The organism is Paraburkholderia sp. SIMBA_054, from assembly GCF_046534875.1.
Taxonomy (GTDB): domain Bacteria; phylum Pseudomonadota; class Gammaproteobacteria; order Burkholderiales; family Burkholderiaceae; genus Paraburkholderia; species Paraburkholderia hospita.
Genome location: NZ_JAWRXV010001278.1, coordinates 1 through 251 on the forward strand (window position 1 = coordinate 1; position 251 = coordinate 251).

The following is a 251-nucleotide window of genomic DNA, read 5'->3' on the forward strand; positions in this document are numbered from 1 at the left end:
GTGTACGGGGCCAACGCGCCCGAGGCCGACAGCGCGTGGCTGTAGGGAACGTTCAGCGACGCGACCGGCGGCGCGGCGATGCCGATGCCGGACGAGGGGTTGGGCACGGTGACCGTGTAGGACTTGGTCGTCGACAGGCTGGCGTTGTCGGTGATGGTGAACGTCGCCGTATACGAGCCAGCCTGGGTGGGCGTGCCGCTGATGGTGCTGCCGGCCAGGGCCAGGCCCGGCGGCAGGCTGCCGCCGGTCAG

Annotated in this window: 1 protein-coding gene; it reads right to left on the reverse strand. The window is 71.7% G+C overall.

What is annotated here, in order from left to right; genetic code table 11:
* Positions 1 to 251: putative Ig domain-containing protein (locus tag SB822_RS59210; RefSeq protein WP_410859391.1), on the reverse strand; the 251-nt coding region annotated here is incomplete at both ends.